This window comes from Pseudomonas sp. B35(2017) (assembly GCF_002113645.1).
Taxonomy (GTDB): domain Bacteria; phylum Pseudomonadota; class Gammaproteobacteria; order Pseudomonadales; family Pseudomonadaceae; genus Aquipseudomonas; species Aquipseudomonas ekonensis.
Map to the genome: position 1 here is coordinate 164,807 of NZ_NEIZ01000007.1, position 23,702 is coordinate 188,508.

At 61.9% G+C, this 23,702-nt stretch carries 22 protein-coding genes, 1 tRNA gene and 1 pseudogene; 15 read left to right on the forward strand and 9 right to left on the reverse strand.

Going from position 1 to position 23,702, the window contains the following annotated elements; all coding sequences use genetic code 11:
* Positions 1-24: 24 nt before the first annotated feature.
* From CAG41_RS15095 to rfbC, 3 genes are all read right to left on the reverse strand, one after another.
* Complete coding sequence (locus tag CAG41_RS15095; RefSeq protein ID WP_085581924.1) at positions 25-1,413, reverse strand: sigma-54 dependent transcriptional regulator; 1,389 nt, start codon at positions 1,411-1,413, stop codon at positions 25-27.
* Positions 1,410-3,218: an ATP-binding protein gene (locus tag CAG41_RS15100; RefSeq protein ID WP_085581922.1), complete on the reverse strand. Its 1,809-nt coding sequence runs from the start codon at positions 3,216-3,218 to the stop codon at positions 1,410-1,412. Before CAG41_RS15100 ends, CAG41_RS15095 begins: the two co-directional genes overlap by 4 nt.
* Positions 3,219-3,323: 105 nt before the next feature.
* On the reverse strand, positions 3,324-3,869 hold the full coding sequence (rfbC, locus tag CAG41_RS15105) for a dTDP-4-dehydrorhamnose 3,5-epimerase (RefSeq protein WP_085581920.1): 546 nt from the start codon (positions 3,867-3,869) through the stop codon (positions 3,324-3,326).
* A 230-nt stretch (positions 3,870-4,099) separates the two neighbouring features.
* On the opposite strand from rfbC, the gene CAG41_RS15110 reads away from it, so the two are divergent.
* From CAG41_RS15110 to CAG41_RS15120, 3 genes are all read left to right on the forward strand, one after another.
* The gene (locus tag CAG41_RS15110) at positions 4,100-7,012 is read left to right on the forward strand and encodes an aminotransferase (protein WP_085707160.1); all 2,913 of its coding nucleotides are present in this window, start codon (positions 4,100-4,102) and stop codon (positions 7,010-7,012) included.
* A 265-nt stretch (positions 7,013-7,277) separates the two neighbouring features.
* On the forward strand, positions 7,278-8,384 hold the full coding sequence (gene aguA, locus CAG41_RS15115) for an agmatine deiminase (RefSeq protein ID WP_085581916.1): 1,107 nt from the start codon (positions 7,278-7,280) through the stop codon (positions 8,382-8,384).
* A gap of 245 nt (positions 8,385-8,629) precedes the next feature.
* The gene (locus CAG41_RS15120) at positions 8,630-8,842 is read left to right on the forward strand and encodes a hypothetical protein (RefSeq protein WP_085581914.1); all 213 of its coding nucleotides are present in this window, start codon (positions 8,630-8,632) and stop codon (positions 8,840-8,842) included.
* A gap of 242 nt (positions 8,843-9,084) precedes the next feature.
* Here the strand turns inward: CAG41_RS15120 and CAG41_RS15125 are convergent, their stop codons facing one another.
* Entirely contained in the window at positions 9,085-11,175 is a 2,091-nt protein-coding gene (locus CAG41_RS15125; RefSeq protein ID WP_085707161.1) for a TonB-dependent siderophore receptor, read from the reverse strand.
* 257 nt (positions 11,176-11,432) lie between these two features.
* Here CAG41_RS15125 and CAG41_RS15130 point away from each other — a divergent pair, with 257 nt between their 5' ends.
* From CAG41_RS15130 to CAG41_RS15155, 7 genes are all read left to right on the forward strand, one after another.
* The gene (locus CAG41_RS15130) at positions 11,433-12,101 is read left to right on the forward strand and encodes a DsbA family protein (RefSeq protein ID WP_085707162.1); all 669 of its coding nucleotides are present in this window, start codon (positions 11,433-11,435) and stop codon (positions 12,099-12,101) included.
* A gap of 298 nt (positions 12,102-12,399) precedes the next feature.
* Positions 12,400-13,686 carry an OprD family porin gene (locus CAG41_RS15135; protein ID WP_085631926.1) on the forward strand — a complete coding sequence of 429 codons (1,287 nt, stop codon included), beginning with the start codon at positions 12,400-12,402 and terminating at the stop codon, positions 13,684-13,686.
* 20 nt (positions 13,687-13,706) lie between these two features.
* On the forward strand, positions 13,707-13,883 hold the full coding sequence (locus CAG41_RS28590; protein WP_170930285.1) for a hypothetical protein: 177 nt from the start codon (positions 13,707-13,709) through the stop codon (positions 13,881-13,883).
* 33 nt (positions 13,884-13,916) lie between these two features.
* The gene (locus tag CAG41_RS15140) at positions 13,917-14,663 is read left to right on the forward strand and encodes a 2OG-Fe dioxygenase family protein (RefSeq protein WP_085581906.1); all 747 of its coding nucleotides are present in this window, start codon (positions 13,917-13,919) and stop codon (positions 14,661-14,663) included.
* Positions 14,664-14,742: 79 nt separating this feature from the next.
* Complete coding sequence (locus tag CAG41_RS15145; RefSeq protein WP_085582221.1) at positions 14,743-15,120, forward strand: GNAT family N-acetyltransferase; 378 nt, start codon at positions 14,743-14,745, stop codon at positions 15,118-15,120.
* On the forward strand, positions 15,117-15,833 hold the full coding sequence (locus tag CAG41_RS15150; RefSeq protein WP_085581903.1) for an AzlC family ABC transporter permease: 717 nt from the start codon (positions 15,117-15,119) through the stop codon (positions 15,831-15,833). Before CAG41_RS15145 ends, CAG41_RS15150 begins: the two co-directional genes overlap by 4 nt.
* Positions 15,812-16,129 (forward strand): AzlD domain-containing protein, encoded by a 318-nt coding sequence (locus CAG41_RS15155; RefSeq protein ID WP_085581901.1) that lies wholly within the window; start codon positions 15,812-15,814, stop codon positions 16,127-16,129. Before CAG41_RS15150 ends, CAG41_RS15155 begins: the two co-directional genes overlap by 22 nt.
* Here CAG41_RS15155 and CAG41_RS15160 read toward each other — a convergent pair.
* Complete coding sequence (locus CAG41_RS15160) at positions 16,046-16,972, reverse strand: LysR family transcriptional regulator (protein WP_085639420.1); 927 nt, start codon at positions 16,970-16,972, stop codon at positions 16,046-16,048. The two genes, CAG41_RS15155 and CAG41_RS15160, sit on opposite strands and share 84 nt — an antisense overlap.
* Before the next feature lie 372 nt (positions 16,973-17,344).
* Here CAG41_RS15160 and CAG41_RS15165 point away from each other — a divergent pair, with 372 nt between their 5' ends.
* From CAG41_RS15165 to CAG41_RS15180, 4 genes are all read left to right on the forward strand, one after another.
* A complete protein-coding gene (locus tag CAG41_RS15165; RefSeq protein ID WP_256575722.1) occupies positions 17,345-17,632 on the forward strand; it encodes a type II toxin-antitoxin system RelB/DinJ family antitoxin in 288 nt (95 codons plus the stop codon).
* A gap of 153 nt (positions 17,633-17,785) precedes the next feature.
* Positions 17,786-18,004, forward strand: a complete 219-nt coding sequence (locus CAG41_RS15170) for a 4-oxalocrotonate tautomerase family protein (RefSeq protein WP_085581897.1) — start codon at positions 17,786-17,788, stop codon at positions 18,002-18,004.
* A complete protein-coding gene (locus tag CAG41_RS15175; protein ID WP_085707163.1) occupies positions 18,001-18,645 on the forward strand; it encodes a DsbA family oxidoreductase in 645 nt (214 codons plus the stop codon). Before CAG41_RS15170 ends, CAG41_RS15175 begins: the two co-directional genes overlap by 4 nt.
* 33 nt (positions 18,646-18,678) lie before the next feature.
* Positions 18,679-19,389, forward strand: a complete 711-nt coding sequence (locus CAG41_RS15180; RefSeq protein WP_085707164.1) for an SDR family NAD(P)-dependent oxidoreductase — start codon at positions 18,679-18,681, stop codon at positions 19,387-19,389.
* Between the two features lie 57 nt (positions 19,390-19,446).
* Here CAG41_RS15180 and CAG41_RS15185 read toward each other — a convergent pair whose 3' ends face one another.
* Positions 19,447-19,722, reverse strand: coding sequence for a DUF3077 domain-containing protein (locus CAG41_RS15185; RefSeq protein ID WP_085707165.1), 276 nt, complete (start codon positions 19,720-19,722; stop codon positions 19,447-19,449).
* 443 nt (positions 19,723-20,165) lie between these two features.
* Between CAG41_RS15185 and CAG41_RS28835 the strand changes: the two are divergent.
* Positions 20,166-20,439, forward strand: a pseudogene (locus tag CAG41_RS28835) (helix-turn-helix domain-containing protein).
* Positions 20,440-20,698: 259 nt separating this feature from the next.
* Here the strand turns inward: CAG41_RS28835 and CAG41_RS28335 are convergent.
* From CAG41_RS28335 to CAG41_RS15200, 3 genes are all read right to left on the reverse strand, one after another.
* Entirely contained in the window at positions 20,699-22,165 is a 1,467-nt protein-coding gene (locus CAG41_RS28335; protein WP_139834972.1) for a P-loop ATPase, Sll1717 family, read from the reverse strand.
* A 237-nt stretch (positions 22,166-22,402) separates the two neighbouring features.
* Positions 22,403-22,478, reverse strand: a tRNA-Thr gene (locus tag CAG41_RS15195).
* A 76-nt stretch (positions 22,479-22,554) separates the two neighbouring features.
* Positions 22,555-23,370 carry an FkbM family methyltransferase gene (locus CAG41_RS15200; protein ID WP_085707166.1) on the reverse strand — a complete coding sequence of 272 codons (816 nt, stop codon included), beginning with the start codon at positions 23,368-23,370 and terminating at the stop codon, positions 22,555-22,557.
* Positions 23,371-23,702 lie beyond the last annotated feature (332 nt).

The following is a 23,702-nucleotide window of genomic DNA, read 5'->3' on the forward strand; positions in this document are numbered from 1 at the left end:
GCAACGGGTGTGCGTAGGGGCGAATCATTCGGATTCCTCGGACTGGCCGGCGCCGTCGGCGAAGTTCAGGCCGTGCTTGCGCAGTTTGTCGTGGAGGGTCTTGCGCGGAATGCCCAGGGCTTCGGCGAGGCTGCGCACCGAGCTGTGGGAGCGCGCCAGTTCGGCGGCGATCAGCGATTTCTCGAAGTTCTCCACTTGCTCGCTGAGGCCGGCGCCGACCGTTCCGGCGGTCGCACTGCCCTGGCCGCCGCTTTCGGTGTTGTCCAGCGCCAGCTCCAGCCCGAGGGCGAAGCGTTCCGCCGCGTTCTGCAGCTCGCGCACATTGCCCGGCCACGGGTGGCGCAGCAGCAGGGCGCGCTGGGCCGGTTGCAGTTCGTGGGTGGGCAGGCCATGGCGGGCGCTGGCTTCGTCGGCATAGTGCTGAAACAGCACCAGCACGTCTTCGCCCCGTTCGCGCAGCGGCGGGATGCGCAGCGGGGCGACGTTGAGGCGGTAGTAGAGGTCGGCGCGGAAACGCCCTTGATCGGCAGCCTGGCGCAGATCTTCCTTGGTCGCCGCGATGACGCGGATGTCCAGCGGGATCAATTGATTGCCGCCCAGCCGTTCGACCACCCGCTCCTGCAGCATGCGCAGCAGCTTGACCTGCACGTCCAGGCTCATGCTTTCGATCTCGTCGAGAAACAGCGTGCCGCCGTTGGCGAACTCGAACTTGCCGATCCGGCGCTTCTGCGCGCCGGTGAAGGCGCCGGGCTCATGGCCGAACAGTTCGCTTTCCACCACCGATTCGGCCAGGGCGCCGGCGTTGATCGCCACGAACGGCCCGTTGCGCCGGCTCGACAGGTCATGCAGGGCGCGGGCGACGACTTCCTTGCCGGCGCCGGTCTCGCCGAGGATAAGCACGTCGGCCTTGGTCGCGGCCAGGGCGCCGATCTGTTCGCGCAGGCGCAGCATGGGTGCCGAGTGCCCGACCAGCCGCGCGCTCAGTTCGTTGCGGTCGCTGAGCGCCAGGCGCAGGCTGCGGTTGTCCAGCACCAGCCGCCGCAAGGCCAGGGCGCGGCGCACGCTGTCGAGCAGGGCGTCGCTGGCGAAGGGTTTCTCCAGAAAGTCATAGGCGCCGGCGCGCATGGCCTGCACCGCCAGCGGCACGTCGCCGTGGCCGGTGATCAGCAGCACCGGCAGTTCCGGATCCAGGGCGTGCAGTTCGGTCAGCAGTTCCAGGCCGTCCATGCCGGGCATGCGGATGTCGCTGACCACCACGCCCGGCCAGTCTCGCTCCAGTTGCCCGGCCAGGCCGGTGGCCTCTGACAGCGACAGGACTTTCAGGCCGGCCAGGTCCAGGGTCTGGCCGAGGGCCTGGCGCAGGTGCGGATCGTCGTCGATCAGCAGCACCTGGATGCGGTTGTCGATGGTCATGCGCTTCGGTCCTCGGACGGTTGCAGACTGACGCCGGGCGCTCCGGCGCGCAGCCTCAGGGTGATCAGGGCGCCGCCTTGCTTGTGGTTGGCGAACGACAGTTCGCCGCCGAAGGCGCGCATCAGGGTCTCGCAGATCGCCAGCCCCAAGCCAAGGCCCTGGGTGCGGGTCTTGGTGGTGTAGAAGGGCTCGCTGGCGCGGCCGAGGGCCTCCATGCAGAAGCCGGGGCCGTTGTCGCGGATGTACAGGTTGACGCCGTCGCCGGTGGATTCGGCACTCAGCCACAGTTTGCGCGGCGGGCCTTTCTCGGTCAGGGCGTCGAGGGCATTGGCCAGTAGGTTGCCGAGCACCTGGCGCAGGCGGGTTTCCCCGGCCTCCACCCACAAGGTGGCGGCGGGCAGGTCGCGGATCAGCTCGACGTCCATGCTCCGCCGGCGCTTGGCCAACAGCGCCAGGGCGTCGTCCAGCGCCGGTTGCAGGGCGACGCTCTCGGGAGCGTGGCGGTCGCGGCGGGCGAAGGCGCGCAGGTGGGCGATGATCGAGGCCATGCGCCCGGTCAGTTCGCTGATCAGTTTGAGGTTGCCGCGGGCGTCGTCGGTGCGCTGATGGTCGAGCAGCACCTCGGCGTTTTCGGCGTAGCTGCGGATCGCCGCCAGCGGCTGGTTGAGCTCGTGGCTGATGCTCGCCGACATGGTGCCCAGCGCCGACAGCTTGCCCGCCTGCACCAGGTCGTCCTGGGCCCGCACCAGTTCCTGCTGGGCGTGTTCGCGCTCCAGCACTTCCTGCTTCAGCCGGCGGTTGAGCCCTTCGAGGTCGCTGGTGCGCTCGGCGACCCGACCCTCCAGCTCACGCCGGGCCTTGCCTTCGAAAGCGATCCGTTCCAGGTAGTGCCGGCGCCGCTGCATCATCAGCCCGAGCAGCAGCATCACCACCAGCAGCGTGGCGCCGCCGATCGCCACCACGGTGCGCACCGGACGGTCGATCAGGGTGCGCGGGGCGAGGATGCTCACGCTCCAGCCGGTTTCGGTGATTTCCCGGGTCTGGGTCAGCCACGCCGTGGGGCTGAGGTTCAGCGGGCGCGGATCGCGGGTCGGATAGGGCTGGATTGCGGTGATCGCCGTGCGCTCGCTGTCGCTCAAGGGCCGGGTCGAGCGGAAGCGCCATTCCGGGCGCGACGTGAGGATGACCACGCCGTTGTGGTCGGTCACCAGCAGTTGTTCGGGCGTCTTGCCCCACAGGCTTTCGGTGTGGTCCAGGTCGACCTTGATCACCAGCACGCCGATGGTCTTGTCGCCCGCGCGCACGGCGGCGGCGAAGAAGTAGCCGCGCTTGGCCGAGGTGGTGCCCAGGCCGAAGAAGCGCCCGAGGTGCCCGGCCATGGCTTCGCTGAAGTAGGGCCGGAAGGAGAAATTGCGCCCGACGAAGCTGTCGTGCTTGTCCCAGTTCGACGCGGCCAGGGTCTTGCCGGAGGTGTCCATCAGGTACATGACCTCGGCGCCGGTCTGGGCGGCGATGTTTTTGAGCAGGCGGTTGGCGTTGGCCTGGGTGTCGCCGTCGTCGGGGGCCGCGAGCATGGCGCGCAGGGCCGGCAGGTCGCCGAGGATCTGCGGCAGCACTTCGTAGCGGTGCAGGGTGCCCAGCAGGTTGGCGACGTACAGGTCCAGGGTCTGGCGGTTCTGGCCGGCCAGTTCGCTGCGGTAGTAGCGCTCGGCCAGATGCTCCAGCGGCCACAGCAACGGGGCCAGGCACAGGGCCAGCAGGGCGAGGCTGCGCCAGCGGGGCCGGCGGGGTAGGGTCGGGGTCATGAGCATCGTGCGCCTGTGGGGACAGACGCATTATGCCTAGCCTTGCGGCAGCAGTCTGCGCGCCGCTCGGCGGGGCACAGCGCCGCTGAAGATTCGCACGGCGAATCAGGAAAAGACGTCGGCGTCCTTGAAGGCGGTGCCCGCCTGGTCCTTGGCGGACAACTGAGGCGCCTCGTCCAGCTGCCAGTCGATGGCAAGGTCCGGGTCGTCCCAGCGGATGGTGCGTTCCGCCGAAGGCGTGTAGTAGTCGGTGGTCTTGTAGAGGAATTCGGCGAATTCGCTCAGCACCACGAAACCGTGGGCGAAACCTTCCGGGATCCAGAGCTGGCGGTGGTTGTCGGCGGACAGGCGCACCGCGACCCATTGGCCGAAGTGCGGCGAGCTGCGGCGGATGTCCACGGCGATGTCCAGCACCTCGCCCGCCGTGACGCGCACCAGCTTGCCCTGGGTGTTCTGCAGTTGGTAATGCAGGCCGCGCAGCACGCCTTTCTGCGAGCGGGAATGGTTGTCCTGGACGAACTGCACATCGAGGCCGGTCGCCTCCAGGAACGCCTTGCCGTTGAAGCTCTCGTAAAAGAAGCCGCGCTCGTCGCCAAACACCTTGGGTTCGATGATCAGGACACCGGGCAGGTCGGTGGGGATTACATTCATGGGGATTTTCGGTGGCCAATGTGAATGGTCGGTATTCTTGCGCAAAGTGCCGGCCTGCGCGAGTGTCGAAGCGGATGCAACGGTCAATCGACCTTGCCGACATTCCATCGTTCCGCTCGATGGGGTTGGCCGTCGCCGCTCTCGCTCCGTCCTGCAACCGGTTCAGGGGGTTGCAGATCGCCCGAAGCAGTGGCGATATAGGCGCCTGACAAAACAATAGGGGTCGCTCCATGTCGTTCGCCACGTTGATTCATCGTGTCAGCCTACCCACCCCGCAGGTCTCTGCGGAGCAGGCCCTGCACCTTCTGAAGGAGCATTACGGGCTGAGCGGCGCGCTGCACCCCTTGGGCAGTCAGCAGGATCTCAACTTCCGGGTCGACAGCGAGCGCGGCCGCTTCGTGCTCAAGGTCTGCCGCGGCGACTATTCGCTGGTGGAACTGCAGGCCCAGCACGCCGGCCTCAAATACCTGGCCGAACATTGCGCCGTGCCGGTGCCCCGGGTGATTGCGGCCCGCAACGGTGAAGACCTGCTGACGCTGACCGTCGGCGGCGAGTCCGTGCATGTGCGGCTGCTGGACTACATCGAAGGCCAGTCCCTGACGGCGCTCGACCATCTGGGCCACGAAGTGGTGGCCGGGTTCGGCCGGCTCTGCGGCGAGATGGATCTGGCCTTGGCCGGGTTCGACCATCCGGGCCTTGAACGCACGTTGCAGTGGGACGCCCGGCACGCCGAGGCCCTGACCGAACATTTATTGCCGGTGATCGCGGACGACCGCCAGCGCGCGCTGATCGCCGACGCGGCGGCCCAGGCCCAACACCGGTTGCGGCCGTTGCTGGCGCGGTTGCCGGTGCAGGCGATCCACATGGACATCACTGACGACAACGTCGTCTGGCAGCGGGACGCCGGGCGCCACTGGCAGTTGCAGGGCGTCATCGATTTCGGCGACCTGGTGCGCACCTGGCGCATCACCGACCTGTCGGTGACCTGTGCGGCGCTGCTGCACCATGCCGAGGGTGATCCGTTCGTGATCCTGCCGGCGGTGCAGGCCTACCACGCGGTCAATCCGCTGCTGCCCGAAGAACTGCAGGCCCTGTGGCCGCTGATCGTGGCCCGGGCGGCGGTGCTGGTGCTCAGCGGCGAACAGCAGGTCAGCATCGACCCCGGCAACGCCTACAGCCGCAACAACCTGGCCCATGAGTGGGAGATTTTCCGGGTCGCCACTTCGGTGCCGTTCGCCCTGATGGAGGCGGCGATCCTGACGGCGGTCGGGCAGACGTTGCCGGCCCTGGGCAGCGAAGGCTTTGCGCCGCTGCTGCCGGGCCTGGTCGGGCGCGAGTTCGCGCTGATCGACCTCGGCGTGCTGAGCCCGCATTTCGAGGCCGGCAATTGGGAGCAGGCCGGCATCGACCAGCGCCTGCTGGATGAAGCCGCCGCTGTGCACGGCTTGGCGGCCAGCCGCTACGGGCAATACCGCTTGTCGCGCACCCGGCCGGACTCTGCCGATGAGCCGGACACCTTCCCGCTGCACGTCGAACTGCGGGTGCCGGAAGGCTCGGCGCTGGAGGCACCGTTTGCCGGTGTGCTCCACCTGACGGCGGACGGTTCGCTGCGCCTGGACGGTGTGCAGTCGAGCGTGCGCCTGTGGGGGGTGACGACCTCGCTGCACAGCGGCGCGGCGCTGGTCAAAGGCCAGGTGCTGGGAACGGCGGGCGGCGCCTTGACCGTGCAGTTGCTGCGGGACGCGCAACTGGAGGCGCCGCTGTTCTGCACGCCTTCGCGGGCGCCGGCCTGGCAGGCCTTGTGCCCGTCGCCGGCTTCGCTGCTGGGGCTGGCCTGCGACGCCGAGCCGGAGCTGGACGGGAAAACCCTGCTCCAACGCCGCGACGCCAGTTTCGCCCGCACCCAGAAGCATTATTACGTCGACCCGCCGCGCATCGAGCGCGGCTGGCGCAACCACCTGATCGACATGCAGGGTCGTTCCTATCTCGACATGCTCAACAACGTCGCCGTGCTCGGCCACGGCCATCCGCGCATGGCGGAGGCCGCCCGCCGGCAATGGTCGTTGCTCAACACCAACTCGCGGTTCAACTATGCGGCGGTCGCCGAGTTTTCCGAGCGGCTGCTGAAACTGGCGCCGGAGGGCATGGACCGGGTGTTCCTGGTGAACAGCGGCAGCGAGGCCAACGACCTGGCGATCCGTCTGGCGTGGGCCTACAGCGGCGGTCGCGACCTGATCAGCGTGCTGGAGGCCTATCACGGCTGGACGGTGGGTGCGGATTCGGTCTCGACCTCCGTCGCCGACAACCCGCGCGCCCTCGAAAGCCGCCCGGACTGGGTGCATCCGGTGACGGCGCCGAACACCTACCGCGGCGAGTTCCGCGGGCCGGATTCGGCGCCGGACTACGTGCGCAGCGTCGAGCATCAATTGGCCCGCCTCGACGAACAGAAACGGCAACTGGCCGGCTTCATCTGCGAACCGGTCTACGGCAACGCCGGGGGCATCTCGCTGCCGCCGGGGTATCTGAAGACCGTCTACGGACTGGTGCGCGCCCGGGGCGGCGTGTGCATCGCCGACGAAGTGCAGGTCGGTTACGGGCGCATGGGCCATTTCTTCTGGGGCTTCGAAGAGCAGGGCGTGGTGCCGGACATCATCACCATGGCCAAGGGCATGGGCAACGGCCAGCCGTTGGGCGCGGTGATCACCCGGCGCGAGATCGCCGAGGCGCTGGAGAACGAAGGCTATTTCTTCTCGTCCGCCGGAGGCAGCCCGGTGAGCTGTCAGATCGGCATGGCGGTGCTGGACGTCCTCGAAGAAGAGGGACTGTGGGAAAACGCCCAGGTGGTCGGCGGGCATTTCAAGGCCCGTCTGCAAGCGCTGGTCGAGAAATACCCGCTGGCAGGCGCGGTGCACGGTTCCGGCTTCTACCTGGGGCTGGAACTGGTGCGCGACCGCGAGACCCTGGAGCCGGCCACCGAGGAAACCATGCGCCTGTGCGACCGGCTGCGGGAGCTGGGGATCTTCATGCAGCCCACCGGCGACGACCTGAACATCCTCAAGATCAAGCCGCCGATGGTCACCTCGCGCCAGAGCGTGGACTTCTTCGTCGACATGCTGGCGAAGGTGTTCGACGAGGGATTGTGAGTTCCCGTGCCCTGTAGGAGCGAGCCTGCTCGCGATAGCGGACGATCATTCAAGCGCGATGTTGATCGATCCGCCGCCATCGCGAGCAGGCTCGCTCCTACAGGGTTTCAATCCGATTAATATCGATGAAATTTCATAGCCTTAAGTTTCACAGCATTCATTTGGCTTTTAATGCCGATTTTTATCGGTTATAAAGTCGCCAATGCTCCGGCGTAGGTCCGGTGCCCGTGTTTTCTCCCGAAGGTTTCCCGGAGTCCAGACCACCATGACCACACTGAAAAGCACACCCCGCGCCGACGGTTTCCACATGCCGGCCGAATGGGCGCCGCAAACCCAGACCTGGATGATCTGGCCGGAGCGTCCGGACAACTGGCGCCTGGGCGGCAAGCCCGCGCAGGCCGCGCACGCGGCGGTGGCCAAGGCCATCGCCCGTTTCGAGCCGGTGACCGTGGCGGTGTCCGCCGGCCAGTACGAGAACGCCCGCGCCCGCCTCGACGTGCCGAACATCCGCCTGGTCGAGATGTCCAGCGATGACGCCTGGGTGCGCGACAGCGGCCCGACCTTCGTCATCAACGGCAGCGGCGAAGTGCGCGGCGTGAACTGGGACTTCAACGCCTGGGGCGGCTTCGACGGCGGCCTGTACTCGCCGTGGAACCGTGATTCCCAGGTCGGCGGCAAGATCCTCGAGATCGAGCGCAGCCCGCGCTACCGCACCGAAGGCTTCGTCCTGGAGGGCGGTTCGATCCACGTCGACGGCGAAGGCACCGTGATCACCACCGAAGAGTGCCTGCTCAACCGCAACCGCAACCCCCACCTGGGCCGCGAAGAGATCGAAGCGGTGCTCAGCGCCCACCTGTCGGTGGACAAAGTCATCTGGTTGCCGGACGGCCTGTACAACGACGAGACCGACGGCCATGTGGACAACTTCTGCTGCTACGTGCGCCCGGGCGAAGTGCTGCTGGCCTGGACCGACGATCCGCAGGACCCTAACTACCCGCGCTGCCAGGCGGCGATGAAAGTGCTGCAGAGCAGCACCGACGCCAAGGGCCGCCCGTTCACGGTGCACAAGATGCCGATTCCGGGGCCGCTGTACGCGACCGAAGAGGAATGCGCCGGCGTCGATCCGGTGGACGGCACCCAGGAGCGCAACCCGAGCGTACGCCTGGCCGGTTCCTACGTGAACTTCCTGATCGTCAACGGCGGCATCATCGCGCCGAGCTTCGACGACCCGATGGACGGGCCGGCCAAAGAGATCCTGCAGAACCTGTTCCCGCAGCACGAAGTGGTGATGGTGCCGGGCCGCGAACTGTTACTGGGAGGCGGTAACATTCACTGCCTTACCCAGCAGCAGCCTGCCCCGCACAAAGAGTGAGTGCGGATGTAACAGCTTGAGTTGATTGGAGAATCGCTCAAGCCCGAATCCGGCCTCGTCGCCCAAAGAGAAACCCGCAGCCCGTCAGGACCGCGGGTTTCTTTATGGCCGCCGGTCGGCGATTCTCCGAATTTGGCATAGCTCTTGTATCGCTCATGGCGCACTAGGGAGGGGGGAGAACTTCAACGGTTCTGTCATAAACCTTGGATAACTTAGCCGCTCACGAACGGGGAGAGAGCGCTGAAATGAACGCCGAAGTGAACGTAATCAGCGAGCGGACGTTGCATCCCATGGCTGTAAACACTGAGTCGCTCCAGATTGTCGCGCACTGGTTGAAGTCCAATGGAACGCGTCAGATCAGGGAACCTGATCCGCGCCGGATGATGATCGAGCGTTACCCCGCTGGCCTGTTCAGCGAGGCGGAACTGGAAGCGTTGTGGGATGTGATGGAAGGATAAAGAAGAACGACTAAGGACAGGTGAAAGCGCTGCCGGGAGGGCGGCGCTTTTTTTTGCCTGCGGGAAGGGCGGGGTTCCCCGGGGTGTCTGTGCCGACGCCATCGCCAGCAGGCTGGCTCCCACATTGTTCAGCGGTGACCATGGATTTTGCGGTCACCCCGCAACCCTGTGGGAGCCAGCCTGCTGGCGATGGCGGCGGGTCAGCCGGAAATGCCCCGAAGGGCACACCGGCGACCCGATGCTCAGAAGCTGTACGTGCCGGTGACCACCAGGCTGCGCGGCGCGCCCGGCTGGATCTGGAACGCACTGGTGGCCGACGAGTAGTACTCGCGGTCGGTGATGTTGTTCAGCGCGGCGCGCACGTCCCAGTCCTTGTGGCGGTAGCCGGCCAGGGCGTCCCAGCGGCCGTAGCCCGGCAGCACCGTGGTGTTGGCGTTGTCGGCGTAGCGCTGGCCGACCAGGGTCAGGCCGGTTTCGGCGTACCAGCCCAGCTCCGGTTTCCAGGTCAGGAACAGGCTGCCGTTGCGCTTGGCCACGTTGTTCACGCGGTTGCCTTCCAGGCCGTTGTTGTCCTTCTCGATGGTCGCGTCCTGCACGCCGACGCCGCCGCGCACGTACCAGTTGCCGGTGATCTTGCCGGTGCCGGTCAGCTCGATCCCGCGCGAGCGCTGCAGGCCGCTGAGCACGGTCAGGGTCGGGTCGTTCGGGTCGGTGGTGCGGCGGTTGTAGAGCTCAAGCTCGTAGACCGCCAGGGTGGTGCTCAGGCGGTCGTCGAGCCAGTCGCTCTTGACCCCGATTTCCTTCTGCTTGGTCAGCTCCGGGCTCAGGTCGTTGCCGTTGCCCGACGCGCCCGGCGTGATGCCGATCAGGCCGCCGCCGACCGGCGAGAAGGTCTTGGTCCACGAGGCGTAGAACGAGTGGTTCTGCAAAGGCGTCCAGACCACGCCGAAACGCGGGCTGGTGCTGTGGCTGTCGCGGTCTTCGGAAATGTTGCGCAGCTTGTTGGTGGACTCGATGTCGAAGGTGTCGTAGCGCAGGCCGGCCAGCAGTTGCCATTGATCGTTCAGGCGCAACTGATCCTGCACGTACACGGCGCGGCTTTCGACTTCGGTGTGGCTGCTGCTCGAGACCTGCATGCGCCCGGTGTGGCGCAGGTCGCGGTCAGGGTTGTACAGGTCCAGGCCCGGCACCGGCGAACTGCCGCGTCCGGAAGTGGCGGCGTTGTACAGCGTCGGGTCGCGGCGCTGGCTGCCGGTCTCGAGCCCGGTGAGCAGGCGGTGCTCGAGGCCGAAGGTTTCGAAGCCGCCCTCCAGCTCAAGGTTGTTGTAGATGTTGCGGGTGGTCAGGTCCTGCTGCCAGTGCTGGCGAGTGACCTTGTTGGTCTTCTTGTCGAAGCCGGTGAGGTAGGTGTTGTCGAAGTCGCTGTCGAGCTTGAACACGCCGAGGGTGTGGCGCAGTTGCCAGTCGTCGCTCAGTTCGTAGCTCAGGCGTGAGCGCAAGGATTGCGTCTTGTCGTCGATGAAGTCGTGGTCGTTGCCGTAGGTGGTGTCCCGGCCGACGTCCGCCGGGCGCCCGTTGATGCCCGGGATGCCGCGGTCGGGGGTGCGGTTGTAGCGGCTGTATTCGTACTGCACCAGCCAGTTCAGATCCGGCGTGAGTTGCCAGCTCATCGACGGGGCGAACAGCTGGCGGTTGCCGCTGACGCCGTCGCGGAAGCTGTTTTCGTCCATGTTGCCCATGTTCAGGCGCAGGCTGATGTTTTCGCTCGGGTCGGTGCTGAGGTCGGCGTACAGGCTGCGCAGATCCTCGCTGCCGCCCTGGGCCTCGATGGCCGAGCGGCGGCCGGCTTCCGGCGCCTTGCTCACCCGGTTGACGATCCCGCCCTGGCTGCCGCGGCCGTAGAGCACGGCGGCCGGGCCCTTGAGCACTTCGACGCGTTCGATGTTGTGCAGGTCGCGCTTGTACTGGCTGTCGTCGCGGATGCCGTCCAGGTAGAAGTCGTTGCTGGCGTCGAAGCCGCGGATGCGCAGGCTGTCGAACCGGGTGTCGCCGCCGTTGCTGACGTTGGGGATGCCGCTCAGGGCGTCGCCCAGGTCGTTGGTGCCGTAGTCGGCGACGTTGGCGGTCTTGACCGAGTCGATCGCCTGGGGCACGTAGCGCACGGGCGTGGCGGTGCGGGTGGCGGTGCTGCTGACTTTCACGCGCGGGTCGTCGACTTGCGATTCGGCGCTGATCGACGTGGCGGGCAATTCGGTCGCGCAGTAGGCGAAACCGGAGGACAGGACGGCGGAAAGCCCGAGGGTGACGGGCGTGAGACGGAACGGGGCAGGCATTGAAAAGCGCATCCGAAAGGGTGGAGGAATCTGAGTGCGTGAATGGTAATGCTTTGCATTTGCCTCCGTTAATGATTCGTTAATAAGTTCCTTTGATTGATTGTTTCAATTTATTTCGGGATTGATACAAACCCGTTCCGCCCGCCATTCGACCGATTCAGGCAACAGACTGAACGCGATTCCGGCGTTTTTCGACAACCGCTGGAGTACTAATCTGCCGCCATCGATTTTTCCCACCTTTGACGCCGGAGTTTCCGATGATCCTTCACTACATTTACGACCCGCTCTGTGGCTGGTGCTACGGCGCCGAACCCCTGGTCCAGGCCGCGCAGCAGGTGCTGCCGGTGGTGGCCCACGGCGGCGGCATGATGACCGGCGCCAATCGCCAGAATGTTTCGCCGCAGCTGCGCAATTACGTCATGCCCCACGACCGGCGCATCGCCGAGTACACCGGCCAGCCGTTCGGCGAGGCGTATTTCGAGGGGCTGCTACGCGATCACACGGCGGTCTTCGACTCCGCCCCGCCGATCGCCGCGGTGATGGCTGCCGAACAATTGGACGGACGCGGCCTGACGTTGCTCGGCCGCCTGCAGACCGCCCATTACGTGGAAGGCCGGCGGATCGCCGATGACGCCGTGCTGATGGAGCTGGCGGCTGAGCTGGGTTACGACCCGGCCGCTTTCCGGGCGGCTTTCGCGTCCGCCGATACCGCGCGCCATATAAAGGAAAGCCGCGCACTGCTGGCGACGCTGCACGGCAACGGCTTCCCGACCTTCGCACTGGAGCAGGACGGGCAGTTCACCCTGTTCGATATCGGCCCGTGGGTGGGCAAGCCGCAGGCCTTCGCCCAATGGCTGGGCGAGTGCCTGCCGAGTGCTGCACCTGCGCAGGCCTTGCCGGTCTGCGGGCTCGACGGCTGCGCTTGAGCGCATCAGGGAATCCCTGATCGCTGTCATTTCCGTGCACGCCGCTATCACAAAAATTACGTTTTTTAGACGATTTTTGCCTATTTACAGACGATTCTTGAAATTGACACATTGTTCAGGGCGCGGCTACGATTCGGCCCAACGCCTGTGGCCAACCGCCATGACTCAAGAACAATAAGAAGGCCCGCTACGGCTTTGCCGTGGGCGGGCCTTTTTGTTCCGGGATGAAAAAAGAGTGCGATAGCGCCGTTTCAGCCGTTCGACACAGCGCGTTTCAACCCGTAATAAGGAAAACAAAATGTTGAACAAGCGGATCAGTCTGATCGCATTGGGGATGTTGAGCGCCACTTCGGCCATGGCTAACGACCAGGCCGAGTCCAAGGGTTTTGTTGAAGACAGCAGCCTCAAAGTGCTGCTGCGCAATGCCTACATCAACCGTGACTACAAAGACGGCAACAAAGACAAGGCCGAATGGGGCCAAGCGGCCATCGGCACGTTCTCGTCCGGCTTCACCCAAGGCACCATCGGTGTGGGTGTGGACGCCTTCGGTCTGTACGCGCTGCGTCTGGACGGCGGCAAGGGCCGCAGCGGCGCCGGCGGCATCGACTTCTTCAAGCAAGGCGACAGCGGCAACGCGGCCGACGACCTGTCCAAGGGCGGCGCGGCGGTGAAATTCCGTCTGTCCAACACCGTGCTGACCTACGGTGACCAGATGCCGGCCCTGCCGGTGCTGAACTACGACAACTCGCGCCTGCTGCCGGAAAGCTATACCGGCACCCTGATCACCTCCAAGGAGATCAAAGGCCTGGAACTGAACGCCGGCCGTTTCACCGCCGAATCGCGCAAGAGCGCCGAAGGCCGTGACAGCGGCGGCCTGAAGTCGATCAACGTGTTGGGCGGCAGCTACCAGTTCACCGAGCGCTTCAAGGGTGCGCTGTACGCTTCCGACGTCGAAGACGTGCTGAAGAAGCAGTACATCAACGCCAACTACGTGCTGCCGATCGACAAGGATCAGTCCCTGACCTTCGACTTCAACGGCTACCGCACCAAGCTGGACGACTCCTACGTCCGCGAAAGCGGCGCGACCGGCGACGACAACAAGATCTGGAGCCTGGCGGCGACCTTTGCCACCGGCCCGCACTCGTTCACCGTGGCGCACCAGCGCTCCACCGGCGACAGCAACCTGGGCTACGCCTACGGCGGCTACCAGAAAGGCCAAGGCCGCGTCGGCGACGGCGGCAACACCATCTACCTGGCCAACTCCTACTGGTCGGACTTCAACGCTGAAGACGAACGCAGCTGGCAGCTGGGCTACGGCCTGGACTTCGGCGCCTTCGGCGTGCCGGGCCTGAGCTACAACTTCGCGTACGTGCGTGGCGACAACATCACCACCTCCACCAGCGAAGGCGGCACCGAGCGCGAAATCTTCAACCAGTTCAAGTACGTGGTGCAGAGCGGTCCGGCCAAGGACCTCAGCGTGAAACTGCGCAGCTCGATCCTGCGCGTGTCGCAGAAGTCCAGCGAGTACAACGTCAGCGGCAACGAAGTGCGTGTGTTCGTGGATTACCCGATCAACATCTTCTGATGATCGCTTAAGCTGCAGACATGGAAAAAACCCCGATCGGTTCGGGGTTTTTTTTCGGCCCGTTTTTGATGAAAAAGGCGAAAAAGACGCTTTTCGACCCCTTCAAACTGCATTTGAAGGTGCTTCAAAAGCCGTTTCAAACAGGGCTTCAAATGCCTGAAATTCTTTCTCATGGACGCAAATTCTCCACCCTCTAGATTAGGGCGTTCAATGCAACGGAGAATTTGGTAATGATCGTTTTGAACAGAGAAGTGGGCGAATCGCTACGGCGCGACAAGTATGTCAACGTCCAGGGTGGTGACTTCAATCTCTACGGTCATTTCGCCGACTTCGTCAGACTGACCAAAAGTTGGGAAAACATGGAACCTGACAGTTATTACGGTCAGGCCGACGCCGGCATGCGCTACCGTCGCTACAGCGACTTCGAATACAACCCCAAGACCCGTGAACTGCGTCAGCTGGAACACCGCGCGTATGTGCAGTCCAAGGCCAACAACAGTTACGTGGGCGGCGTGGTGCGGCACTTCCAGGACTTCTCCGATGAAGTCATCACTTCGCCTGTGATGCGCAGCCTGATCGACACCGATTTCGAGGTGTACAAGAACGTGCTGCCGGAAGAGCTGCACGAGGAAATCTGGCAGTGCCAGATCCACCAGATCCGCATCGAGATCAAGCCCGGCAAGCAACTGGAGATCACGCCGGAAGGCATCCACTGCGACGGCTACCCGTTCAGCGGCGTGCACTTCTGGGGCCGCAACAACGTCGATGGCGCCGAAAGCCGTCTGTACGACATCCATGAGCATCAACTGGCGTCGACCACCTACCAGGAAATCCTCGACACCACGTACTTCCTCGACCGCGACATGCGCCACTACGTGACACCGGCGCGCAACACCCATTCGAGCGCCATGGCTTACCGGCAGATTCTGGCGATTTCCTTCTCGCGGCCCGGGACCGCTTTCGACATTGTTCGCTAATCAGATCACCCCAATCGACGGCGTCGAATGCTCGACGCCGGTGGTGCTGCGACGCGCCACCGCCAAGGATGCGCAGCGCATGGAGCGCTTCTTCCGCCAGTTCGACGAAGTGTCCTTCTGCGAGTGGCAGGACGCCAAGTGCCTGCGCGGCGTGCTGATCCAGAAGACCACCACGGCGTACCTGGCCTTCGACGTCGAAGGCGAGATCGTCGGCGCGGTGCTCGGCGGCATGCTCGGCAGCCGCGGCACCATCAACCACCTGGCGGTCAGCCTGCGCTACCGCAGCCAAGGCGTCGGCCAGCGGCTGGTGGAGGCGGCGTCGTCCGACATGAAGCGTGTCGGCGTGCTGCGGATGTTTCTGTTCGTCGACGATGCTAACCTCGCGGGCAAGCGTTTTTGGACGGCCCAGGGTTTTTGCGAACCTCACGGCGAACGGACTTACGAGAGGGATCTATGAATGAAACGTCCGGCAGTGCGCCGCTGATGGCCGACCGTCAGCCGTCGCGCACGTTCGCCGAAGCCAGCCCGGTGGTGGCCGGCTACTTCACGGTGTCGTTCGTGTTCGGGCTGATGGCGGTCAACGCCGGGCTGCCGCTGTGGCTGCCGGTAGCGATGTGCCTGTTCGTGTATGCCGGTGCTTCGCAATTCGCGGCGCTGGCGCTGATCAGCAGCGGGGCGTCGCTGACCACCATCGTGCTGACCACTTTCCTGATCAACGCGCGGCACATGCTGATGTCGGTGTACATGGCCAAGGCCCTGCGCGCGCTGGGCCTGAGCCGCATGGAGCGCTGGTGCTACGCCGGCGGGCTGACCGACGAATCGTTCGCCTTCCACAGCGTGAAGCTGGGCAACGGCGCACCGGTGAACGTGCGTTACCTGATCGGCTTCAACCTGTTCTGCCACACCTCGTGGGTGCTCGGCGGATTGCTCGGGGCGGTCTGCGCTCAGTACGCGGCGCACCTGATCAAGTACCAGCTCGACTACGCCCTGACCGCGATGATGCTCTACGTGCTGGTCTCGCTGTGCAACACCCGGAAAAAACTCGTCGCCGCCCTGGCCGCGGTGCTGTGCATGGGCGCACTGAGCCTGGTGGGCACTTCGCCGTTCAACGTTTTCATCGCCACGTTTGTGGGTTGCGGGGTGGGTGTATGCCTGACCAAACGTTCCTGATGCTGGTGGTGGCGCTGATGATGGCCGTGACCTTCCTGCCGCGGGCGCTGCCGCTGCAGGTCAACACCGAGCACTGGCCGCCCTTCGTGGCGCGTGCGCTGGAGTACCTGCCGGTGGCGATCGTCGCTGCGATCAGCCTGACTCCCTTGTTGATCAAGGATCAGCGCATACAGCTCGACCGCCCGGAATTCTATGCCGCGATTCCGACGTTGTTATGTGCGTATTTCAGCAAAAACCTCTTTCTCAGTGTGGCGGTTGGGACGGCTGCGTACATTGCGCTCGGCTCGTTCATGTAGCGGCAGATCGACCACCTCGTTCAGCGCCTGGCCGGACAGGTTCGGGTTGTTCACCGCCAGGCGCACTTCGAGGAAATCCTCGAACCCGGGGAAAATCGTCAGGCCGTTCTTCTGCGCGGCCTCGCGCGAGACCATGCCGACGCCGTCCATCTGGGTGATCAGCGACAGGGTCAGGGTTTCGCTGCATGAATAGACCATGCGCTGGCCGTTCTCGTGATTGCCCAGCCCCGCGTCGAGAAAACGCAAGAAGCTGTGGGAATACGGACAATCTTCTGCGGGACGCACCTGAAACTTGTTGCCCAACAACGTCAGCGGATCGTTCTCCTGCCCGCAATGGGCGCCGACCACCTGCACCTGCACGTCCGGCAGGACAAGGCTCGGCAGGCCCGGCCGCTGCGGGCCGATCAGCACCGCCAGGTCGAAGTCCTCGTTCTTCAGCTTGCTGAGGTTTTCCATTGACTCGGCGTAGCTGAATTCCATCTGGTAATCGGGAAACACCTCGATCAGGCGTCCGATCATCCGCCGGTTGAAGTCCGGCGCCAGCGTGTTGTTCAACGCCACCTTCAGGGTGCGCTGGCCCGGCGCCTTCAGCGTTTCAACCTTCTCTTCCATCTGGCGCGTGGCGATCAGCACCCGGTCCATGTAAGGCGTGAGCTCGGTGCCCTGGGGCGTCAGCGTCAGCCCTTTGTTGGATCGGCGAAACAAGCGGAAACCGAACTGTTCTTCGACCTTGTTCAACTGCGCGGCCAACGCCTGCACGGTCAGGCACGAATGCTCGGCTGCGGCCGACAACGAGCCGGTCTGCACGATGCGCATGAGGTTGCGTAAGGTTCTGCTATCCATGGGTAATGCCCTCTGATGTGGGCTGGGTATTGTTGTGTACGTTTCCGCCGGTCCGGCGCCATCTGCCGGCTATATTCCTGTACCTGAGCATAGTTGTCGCGCAATTAGTAGCGAATTGATGCCCCCGCCGATGGCTGGAGGCTGACAGAGGATCGGGGTTTTTGATGACGTGGGGGTGATTGGGGTCAAAAAAGTACCCGAATCAGTCATGGGAGAGTGGTTATTCTGAGAGAAGGGGATGAGAGGAGAGATTCTCCTTTACTTGCGATCATTACGGAAAATTCCTATGGAAAGCTGCAATTGCGCTGATGGCGTCGGTCTCTGTCAGCACCTCTAATAGGTTCCGTTCGTATCAGTAAATAGCAGATACAGGTGATTGCCTTGGATGTTCAGTTGAGATTCGCCGATTCGCGAAGCGGTATCGATAAGGATTTGGAGGCAGAAGCCAGCAAGGTTTTGGACGCTCACGGGCTTACCCTCGCAGATGCAGTTCGTTTGTTTCTCATTAAAGTCGTTACGACTCAGAACCTACCGTTCGAAACGCGAAAACCTTCCCCGAAAGCCGCCCGGGCCATACGGGAAGCTAGAGAGATAGGTCGACGTTTCGACTCCATGGATGAAGGGCAAAGAAAGCAGGGCCGACGAAAACGCACCAAGTAGCGGCATGAAGAAGGCTTGGCGGTTTGCGCCGAATTGATTACACCACCTCACAAATGAAGTACCCCATCCCTACTTTTTCCCCTCCCGCCGCACGCCTAAATTGAGCTCCAACACCTGACCCCATCCCGAGGCCAGGTCACTGGGAGAGTCGTCATGCCATTCGTCAGCGTCCGCATCACCCGCGACGGCGTCACCGCCGAACAGAAGGCCCAGGTGATCGCCGAAATCACGGAAACCCTGGAACGCGTCCTCAATAAACGCCCGGATCTGACCCACATCGTGATCGAGGAAGTCGACACCGATAACTGGGGCTACGCCGGCATCACCACCACCGAGTACCGCCGACAGCTGGCGGAGCGGGGCCAGTCATGACCCCGACCGTGACCATCGATTTCGTCTCCGACGTGGTGTGCCCCTGGTGCGCCCTCGGGGCGACGGCGCTGGAGCAGGCCATCGCCAACCTGGCCGGCGAAGTCTCGGTGGAGCTGACCTACAAGCCCTTCGAACTGAACCCGGACATGCCCGCCGAAGGCGAACCGGCAGAGCAGCACCTGATGCGCAAGTACGGGCGCAGCGCCGCCGACATCGTCGCCGGCAAACGGATGCAGATCGAACGCGGTCAGGCCATCGGCTTCGAGTTCGACCTGGAGAAGCGCACGCACTTCTACAACACCTTCGATGCCCATCGCCTGCTGCTGTGGGCAGCGCAGGAAGGGCGGCAGATCGCGCTGAAGAAGATCCTGCTGCGCGCCTACTTCCGCGACGGCGCCAACCCGAGCGACCGGCCGACCCTGGTGCAACTGGCCGCCGAAGCGGGACTGGATGCGGCCCGGGCCCGCAAGGTGCTGGCCAACGACGAGTTCGCCAGCGAAGTGCGCCAGCTCGAAACGTTCTACCGGCAACACGGCATCAACTCGGTGCCGGCGCTGATTCTGAACGGCACGCACTTGGTGTCCGGTTCGCAATCGGTCGAGTACTACGAACAGATGCTTAAACAACTGGCCAAGGCCTGATTGAACACCGTCTTTATCATTGAGGAATCCATCATGAGCAGCTCGAAAAAAACCGTCGTCATCACCGGTGCATCCCAAGGTCTGGGCGAAGGCATGGTCAAGGCCTTCCGCGAACTGGGCTACAACATCGTCGCCACCTCGCGCTCGATCAAACCGTCGAACGACCCGCAGATCCTGACCATCGCCGGCGACATCGGCGACCCCGCCACCGCCCAGCGCGTGATCAGCGAAGGCGTGGCCCGCTTCGGCCGCATCGACACCTTGGTCAATAACGCCGGCATCTTCGTCGCCAAACCGTTCACCGCCTACACCCCGGAAGACTACGCGGCGGTGCTGTCGGTCAACCTCAACGGCTTCTTCTACATCACCCAACTGGCCATCGCCGAAATGGAAAAACAGGGCAAGGGCCACGTGGTCAACATCACCACCAGCCTCGTCGACCACGCCATCGACGGCGTCCCTTCGGTTCTCGCCTCACTGACCAAGGGTGGCCTCAACGCCGCGACCAAATCCCTGGCCATCGAATACGCCAAACGCGGGATCCGCGTAAACGCCGTCTCCCCAGGCATCATCAAGACCCCGATGCACGGCGAAGAAACCCACGCGGCGCTGGGCAACCTGCACCCGGTCGGGCACATGGGCGAAATCGAGGACATCGCGCAGGCGGTGGTCTACCTCGACAACGCAGGCTTCGTGACCGGCGAGATTCTGCATGTGGATGGCGGGCAGAGCGCCGGGCACTGAGTGCGGTTGAAACACAAAGCCCTCGCAGAGATGCGAGGGCTTTTTTATGGACGCGGTTCAGGGTTTTGGCTTGGGCGAATCCAGGACTTTCACCGCGTCATCGATCAACGCCTTGCTCAATTCCTGCAAATACTGCGAAGCGCAGGTGCGCAGGTCAGGATCACGCGCGGCGGAGGTGTCGGCGATCAGCAATCGGGATATGTGGAGAAGCTGCGAGGCGTGGGAGAGGGCGGTAGTGACCGGGACGCCGGCGTTGGTGCGGAACAGCGCGTGGTTCGAGTGGAAGGAAAAGTGGGTGAGGCCGAGGGTTTTCAGGTCTTGAGAGTGGGTCATTGGGCTTCACCTACCGTTCGCTGGGCGGTGGAGAGCGATGACCGGTGTGTGGAGCTTGGACGGATTGATGGCATTCATTTGTGAAACTCCCTGTATCAAATGAGGGCTGCCTATTTCGTTCTCAGGCGAAAAGGGTGGCAGCTATGCGCAGGCTGAGAAACCGGAGATACAGGAACCCGGCAGACCCCGAAGGTCTCCCACGCACAGCCGCCATTGCACGGAAATACGGGCACAAAAAAGCGCCGGCAAACGTGGGTTGGGGGCGCTGGTGCGCCTGTATCTTACGCGGGTTCTCAGGCCCGGTCGCTGGATGGGTGGCGACGGGGTTGACGGTAGCTTGGGGGAGGGGGGAGTGCAATCGTGGCTAAATGGTGGTGGGGTGATGGCTTGGGGGATAGACCTGTAAGGTTGGGGCGCGGAGTAATTGAAGGAGGGGGCCGGGAATGACGGGTGAATTGGAGCGGTTTCAGCAAGACCTGTTGGATTCTGTGCGTGAGATGAAGGCGGCGAGGGATGCACGTATTGCCGAAGTGCCACTCCACTATGGCCGCCGAAGAACAGGCGAGGGTGGGCGTATCGCAGAGTACGTTTGCCAAAACGATCGGGTTGAGTTTGCGGACATTACAAGATGAGGAGCAAGATCGCAGGCAACCGACAGGTGCCGCACTGGCCTTTCTGCATGTAAGCGTTATGGAATCAGCAGCCAACCTAAGCTAAAGAAGGCCAGAATTTTTTCGAGTGGTTTTTGGCAGGGTGAAAAGTTACTTTGCTTTTGGGTTTTATAGATTATATAGAAAGTACTTATATTTAATCTCTATTGTGGTTATGGATGGTTTCCTAAAGTGACCGCGGGCGGAACCGACTTTTCGATCGATGTTCGTCTAGAGCCAAGTAGTTGTAAGGAAGCAGAGTTTTTTCCTGGACGTAACTGGCTGGGCTTCAGTCGAGCGAAGCCTCAGCCAAAATGCTAATGTCTTTATAGCGCCTTATTTTTCTCTATTCGCAAAACACTTCGGTAACTAGGGTGGATCTCCCAGTCAAGATTGTCATCAAGATTAGCTTTGGTGGTTAGTAAAGTAGGTCGATCTTCAAATCGAATAAATCCTAAACCCGTCACGTCCTGATCATCGCGTGCGGTGATGAATCCTATTCTGTACAAAAAGTTTGCGACGCCAATGACACCGCCCTCAGCATGGACACCATCGATATTAGGAAAGCCACGAGGAGTTATTACTTTATCGGCTAGATGGTCAAGCAGCTCTTTTGTGCTGTACCGTTTTCTACCACCACTGAAACATTCAATTAGGTCTTCAAGCTTGGAACACTGATGTCGATGCTCTTTGTAAAGGTCGGCAACCCTCAATTGCCCATATGGTCTCAACACTGAGTGTATATGTCCGATTGATATTTTGTCGGCGTTTTTGTTGAAGGCATCATTTCCAGCAAGCTTACAAAGCTGTGCAGCCCAGCGAGGTCGTCCAGCGGAAAGAATATGTATCGGTCGAAATGCTTCTAAGTGGCGACCAGACCATGTAAACGGTTCGTTGAAAACTAGTTTTCTTATTTTGCTTCCTTCGCTTTTGGAATCTAACGAGCTAAATCTTTGATCGTCCCCGTAATAGCGCATGAAAAAGCTAAGAATTTTATTTTCAAGTATCCTGCCGGTGTCAGTAGTACTCCACTTTAGATCGAGCATGTACTGTTCACATTTATCAAGTGCTTCATCATGCTGAGCAAGGATGGACCATACATCGGTTCTTACAGATGCTCTTATACATAGACCTTTAACGTTATTTATGATGTTTCTGCAAGCGCTAAAAAATGTACTCACCTTGAGTCTTTCGTGCTCGGTGTTTACGAATGTGGCATCAATATCATCAATAGATAACCAAACAGTCACATCTTTGTTTTCAAGAACTCTAGTTAAAACTTGTTCCGAGTTTCCAATTGGAGGCCTGGTTCGATCAATCTCTAAGCCAGCTCCTTTAACTTTAAGTCTGTCAAACAGTGCTGATATAAGATTTCTGTTTCTGAATCCGGCAATTTCTGAACTTTCAATCAGAAGCATTGCGTCATCGGTAAAGCCTACGCGAAGCGTAGCACCAAGCTCTAGGTTTACCCGAGTACAAATTCGCTGTTGCCAGCCATATATCATTTCAGAGGAAGAGGCCCCAGGAGTGTCTTGGAGAGCGAATAGATCTGATGCTTTTACGCTAATCACTAACTCTTCAGGATTGTTTTTTTGTCGCCTATAAAGGGTCTGCTTCAACAGAGTGGATTTACCCATTCCCTTTCTTGAACGCACAAAAGCTAGTCGCTTTTGAGGTGCATAGAATTTCTCAAACTCTTGTTTATCTAAAAAGTAGCTATCAAGAATTTCTTCATCTTCATCCTCGCCCGCTTCATTCCCAAAAAGCTCTGGATCTGCAAGGTCTCTGCGCATTTCCTATCCTTAGTTCGCTGTAGGCACTATGGCATCAATAGCACATCGCCACGATCTGCGGCTACTGAAATTGAACGCAGGGAAGGTGATAGAGCAGTTCTCTATTCGATAGGTTTTAAGCGGGCTTGAGCGGGTTGGGGCTCAGAGAGTCAACACAACAACCATCCACAACAGAAAAATTTTCCAACCCCCAAAAACAACAAAGCCCCTGCATCTCTGCAGGGGCTTCACTGTGTATGGTGCCGGCACCAGGAATCGAACCCGGGACCTACTGATTACAAGTCAGTTGCTCTACCAACTGAGCTATACCGGCGTGTGGGCGACGATTATAGCGGTTGGGCGGGTTCTGTAAACCCCTGAATTCTGACTATTTTTGCGCGGGCGGCGGATCAGGCTCGGCGCAGGAGGTTGCGCAGTTTTTGTACAGTGCGCCAGGTGCGGCTGCTCTGCAGGGCGTGCAGTTGGGCTTCGGCGTGTTCGGCGCGTTGCAGGGCGGTTTCCAGGTCGGTGTTGAGCGGGTGGGCCAGTTTGTGGCCCTTGCAGAGGCGGAAGCCGTCGAGGTTGCAGGGCGGGAGGTCGAAGGCGGGTTTGAGGTTCAGGTGTTCGTTGGCCAGGAAGTAGCAGTTGAGGCCGTCGAACAGCACGTTCTGGTAGCCCGCGCCGGTCACCAGGTGTTCCCAAGTGTGGTCGCGTTCCCATGGGGTTTCGATGAGGATGATCATCGGGCGGAAGCGGGTGAAGTCCATGCCGCGCAGGACGGTTTCTTCGTGGCCTTCGACGTCGATTTTCAGGAAGTGGATCGGCCGGTCGGCGGCGTGTTCTTCGCAGATCGACGTCAGGGTGCGGGCGTTGACGGTGAGTGTCCGCACGTTCATGCCGAGGTCTTTGCGCGCCTGGGCGACGGCGGGGTCGGCGGTGGAGAGGCCGGTGTCGGGGATGCTGTAGAAGGTCAGTTCGCCCGGCTGGTCGGTGGCCACGCATTGCAGGTTGATGTCTCGCGGGCGGTGTTGGCGCAGGGCGTCGTAGAAGTCCTGCACCGGCTCGATGTTGATGCCTTGCCAGCCGTGGTCGTAGAAGGATTTGGTGACGGAATTCTGGATCGGGTCATTGGCGCCGACGTCGATGTAGAAGCCGGTTTCGCAATGCTTGAGGGCCCGCCACAGGCGAACGTCTTCGAAATTCTCGGCGTAGGAAATGAACGTCAAAGTCGATTCCTTTCTGTCAGGTTTTTCTTATTGGTCTGTGCGCCACCGGAACGGAGTGACCTTGTATAGCAAGGGTGCCCGGCCGGTGCAATTGCCTGTTCCGGGCGTCCGGGATTCGGCGTTTATGTCCTTTTGATTGGGGGCTTATGCACAACGCGGCAGAGAGGGCGTGCGTTCAGGCGGGTTTTGTGGACGGGTTCTCATTTGGGTCGCAAATCCCTGTTTTACAGGTTTTTTATTCATGTGAACAAAAAATGACCAGTGCTGTTTCGCCCCTGAAACAGGCGTGGATATTGGATCCACGGCCAATTCATCAACAGAGTTATCCACAG